Origin of the sequence: Coxiella-like endosymbiont, assembly GCF_002871095.1 — a bacterium.
Lineage (GTDB): Bacteria > Pseudomonadota > Gammaproteobacteria > Coxiellales > Coxiellaceae > Coxiella.
Genome location: NZ_NSHJ01000164.1, coordinates 1 through 3,762, shown reverse-complemented (window position 1 = coordinate 3,762; position 3,762 = coordinate 1). Strand labels below are relative to the sequence as shown.

Here is a 3,762-nt window from a genome sequence, read left to right as displayed (position 1 = left end):
ATACTTATCTATCAAAAAGATAAACTTGTAATTTTTTATGAAAACTTGACTTATTCTTCAAATTTATTCTGGGAGAATGGTGGCATGTCGATTATGGGCTAGGGGTTAATATTACTTTTAGTACTTCGTTGAGGAGAAGTCCGGTTTTAATATTAATCTACTGACGAGAGCCTTTTCACTCTTTAATTAGAGAAATAATATTTTGGTACATGATATATGTTTGGGACGTGAATTCTTCGAGAGGTTTACGGATACCTTCATGAGAGATAGGGTCGTCTTGTAGTAGAGTTTTTGTGTATAAGATATTATGGTTTTAAGTTTAAATACTCTACTGTAATTTAGTAATTATGGGTTCTTTATTATACTACTTTGAACTTTGAGTTAGAATCAGGCTTTTTCTAGCGAATCGATTAATGCTTTTAAAAAGCGCGCAATTTCTCCTCCTGTAATCAATCGGTGATCGCTAGTGATAGAGAGTGGTAATATTTCATGAATTACGGGCTGGTTATTTTTGGGTACTACTTGTTTCCTGATTTGACCTACACCAATAATCGTGACCATGGGTGGTAGTAAAATAGGATTTGCATAGCGCCCTGCAAAGCTCCCAAAATTGGATAACATAATTGTGGCACTACGAAGATCTTTGGAAGGTAAGCTTCGGGTTTTGGCCATCTCTTTAAAGAGATTCACTTGTTGGCGTAACTCACTATCTTTTTGGTGTACAACATCTTTTAAAACAGGGACATATGCGCCATGAGGAGTATCAATTGCTATCCCGATATTAATATTTTCTTTTATTTGATAGCCCATTTTTTTGTCATCGAAATAAGCATTCATGATGGGTACTTCTTTGCAGGCTTCTTGAATAGCTCGAATTAGTCGGATCGTAATATCTTGTTGACCCTGCCAGGCCTGAATATCTGCGTCATCTACTAAGCTGACAGGAACGACGTCTCGATGGGATTGATTCATACTAAGAACCATTGCACGTCGCACATTGGATAAAGGGGTAAGCTCTCCTTCGATTGGGGCGCGTTTCAAAGAAGTTTTATATAATTGAGCGGTTTGTTTAACTTCGTCAGTAGTAATCATTGCTCCTTGAGGTTTAATAGTGGAAAGATCTACTCCAAGCTGCTTCGCAAGCCTTCGTACTGAAGGCGTTGTTTTAACAAGGTTTCTTTGTTTAAATTTTTGAACAGTAATGCCTGTAGCTGCTTCTTTTAAGATAGTTTTACTGCTTTCAATGGTACCAACAACCGTCGTCCAAGCGTTTTGAGAGGTGCCTTCTTCACTCTCTCCTACAAAACCAATTAAGGGGTGACCCGTTTTAATGATATCTCCAAGCTCACCAAATAATTTTTCAATTTTACCTTCAAAAGGAGAGGGGATGTCTACAAGTGCTTTTGCAGTTTCCATAGCGACTAGTAGTTGATCTACAGCTACTTGTTCGCCTTCTTTTACGTACCATTCACGAATTATGGCATCAGGTAAGCCTTCTCCAAGGTCAGGTAATTTAAATACTTTCATTAAGAAAACTCCATTAATGGTTTTACTGCTTTAACGATCCGGTGGGTACTGGGGATGTATTTTTTTTCTAATTGGAAATAAGGCATTATGGTGTCATATCCTGCTACACGTTTAATGGGTGCTAATAAAGAGAGTAACCCTTGCTCTGCAATACCTGCTGCAATCTCCGCTCCAACTCCACCGGTTAATGGAGCTTCATGAATAATCACACAACGTCCTGTTTTTTCAACGGAATGTAGAATAGTATCCATATCTAGTGGTTTTATGGTGGCAACATCGATTATCTCTGCTTGGATACTTTGTTGAGCTAATTGATTCGCCGCTTCCATAGTCTCTTTAATCATCGCTCCCCACGTAATAAGAGTGACATCAGATCCTTCACGCAAAATGAAACATTTATCCAAAGGAAGTGCTTTTCCATCATCAGGTACCTCTTGCTTTACTAAACGATAGATCCGTTTTGGTTCTAAAAAAAGAACAGGGTCAGGGTTTCGGATAGAAGCTAATAACAGTCCGTAAGCCCGAGAGGGAGAAGAAGGAATAACGACCCTTAATCCCGGAATATGAGCAAACAGGGCTTCCATACTTTCTGAATGGTGCTCTGGAGCATGGATACCACCTCCAAAAGGAGAACGATAAACAATAGGACAATGTAATCGACCTCGAGTTCGATTTCGTAATCGAGCTGCATGGCTTAAAATATGATCTAAAGCTGAATAAATAAATCCTAAAAATTGAAATTCGGCAACAGGTTTTAATCCTTGAGCTGCCATTCCTATTGAAATTCCCGCGATCATGCTTTCACTTAATGGGGTATCTAAAACTCGCTCTAGTCCAAATTTTTCAACTAATCCTACGGTAGCACGAAAAACCCCGCCATTGATACCAACGTCTTCTCCTAATAGAATAACGGAATCGTCCTGTGTCATTTCATAAGCTAATGCTTGATTGACTGCTTCAAGCAACGTAATATAGGTCATTCTTCTTCTCCAACAAGCTCGAGACGTTGTTTGTTTAGTGATTTTGGTAGTTTTTCATAAAGATAATCAAACATATCTGTAGCTTTAGGTGGGGGTTTATTTAAAAACTCTTTTACGATTTGATCGATTTCGTTAGCTAATTCCTGTTGTAATTTTATTTCTTGTTCTCGTGACCACAGTCCTTGAGATTCTAAATAAGAGCCAAGCCGAGCAATAGGTTCATTTTTCCAAGCGATTTTTAGTTCTTCGGAAGGAGTATAGCGGCTTGCATCATCAGCGGTAGTATGATCACACAAACGATAAGTGATGGCTTCAATTAAGGTGGGGCCACCTCCTACCCGTGCTTTTTTTAAAGCTTTAGAAACAGCATAACGGACAGCAATGACATCGTTACCGTCTACTTGCCACCCATCAAACCCTCCGGAGATAGCTTTTTGCGCTAAAGTTTGACACTTAGTTTGTTGATTACGGCTTATTGAAATAGCCCATTGATTATTATTCACCACAAAAACCACCGGTAATTGCCAGCACCCAGCTAAATTAATTGCTTCATAAAAATCACCTTTAGAAGTGCCTCCATCTCCACAAATCGTTAATACAGCACGAGGTTGTTTTCGATATTTAATAGCATACGCAATTCCAGCGGCATGTAAAAGTTGTCCGGCAATAGGAATACAATTAGGAAAGTCGTCTTTAACGTTAGGATTAGAGTAATCGCTACCTCGCTCATCTCCTCCCCAATATGTTAAAAATTCCGATAATTTGATTCCTCGTTCAAGGTAGGTTCCTTGATCCCGATAATAAGGGCAAAAAACATCTTCGGCTTGCATGGCATTTCCCATGCCTACTCCCACTGCTTCCTGTCCTCGAGAAGAGGGGTGGGTTCCTATTTTTCCGGTACGTTGAAGATTAACGGCTTTATGATCAAAGTGGCGAATCAGAACCATTTGACGGTAAAGATGCAAGAGAGTATCAGGATTTGCAAATTTAGGAAAAGGCTGAGTAGGATGACTGTTCGCATCAAGAAACTGTAAATATCGAACAGTAAAATTAGCAACAGTTGTTGTTTTGGGTGTCATACCGTCTTCAGATGATGAGTATTTGTGGTAGCAAGTTTTTCTTTAACCATTAAATTAGTTACTTTGGTGGTTAGTTTCTTTTCTTTAATAAAACAGTTAAATAATTCTAAAAAAAAGTCGTAGTATAACTGTTCAATTAATTTCTTAGTGATATCTATGTTATAACAATCATGCAT

Annotated in this window: 4 protein-coding genes; all 4 read right to left on the bottom strand. The window is 38.5% G+C overall.

The genetic code is table 11. The annotated features are described in order from the left end of the window. Positions 1-387: 387 nt before the first annotated feature. Positions 388-1,527 carry a dihydrolipoamide acetyltransferase family protein gene (locus CLERM_RS03715; protein WP_102157240.1) on the bottom strand — a complete coding sequence of 380 codons (1,140 nt, stop codon included), beginning with the start codon at positions 1,525-1,527 and terminating at the stop codon, positions 388-390. After that, complete coding sequence (locus CLERM_RS03710) at positions 1,527-2,507, bottom strand: alpha-ketoacid dehydrogenase subunit beta (RefSeq protein WP_102157239.1); 981 nt, start codon at positions 2,505-2,507, stop codon at positions 1,527-1,529. Before CLERM_RS03710 ends, CLERM_RS03715 begins: the two co-directional genes overlap by 1 nt. Continuing rightward, complete coding sequence (gene pdhA / locus CLERM_RS03705; protein ID WP_102157238.1) at positions 2,504-3,586, bottom strand: pyruvate dehydrogenase (acetyl-transferring) E1 component subunit alpha; 1,083 nt, start codon at positions 3,584-3,586, stop codon at positions 2,504-2,506. Before pdhA ends, CLERM_RS03710 begins: the two co-directional genes overlap by 4 nt. Then, the coding region (locus tag CLERM_RS04005; RefSeq protein ID WP_102157237.1) for a hypothetical protein at positions 3,583-3,762 on the bottom strand (180 nt) is incomplete at its 5' end. The genes pdhA and CLERM_RS04005, both read right to left, overlap by 4 nt.

Excerpts from the sequence above, each read along its gene's own strand:
- pdhA (WP_102157238.1), bottom strand. The coding sequence starts at position 3,586 with ATGACACCCAAAACAACAACTGTTGCTAATTTTACTGTTCGATATTTA.
- CLERM_RS03715 (WP_102157240.1), bottom strand. The coding sequence starts at position 1,527 with ATGAAAGTATTTAAATTACCTGACCTTGGAGAAGGCTTACCTGATGCC.
- CLERM_RS03710 (WP_102157239.1), bottom strand. The coding sequence starts at position 2,507 with ATGACCTATATTACGTTGCTTGAAGCAGTCAATCAAGCATTAGCTTAT.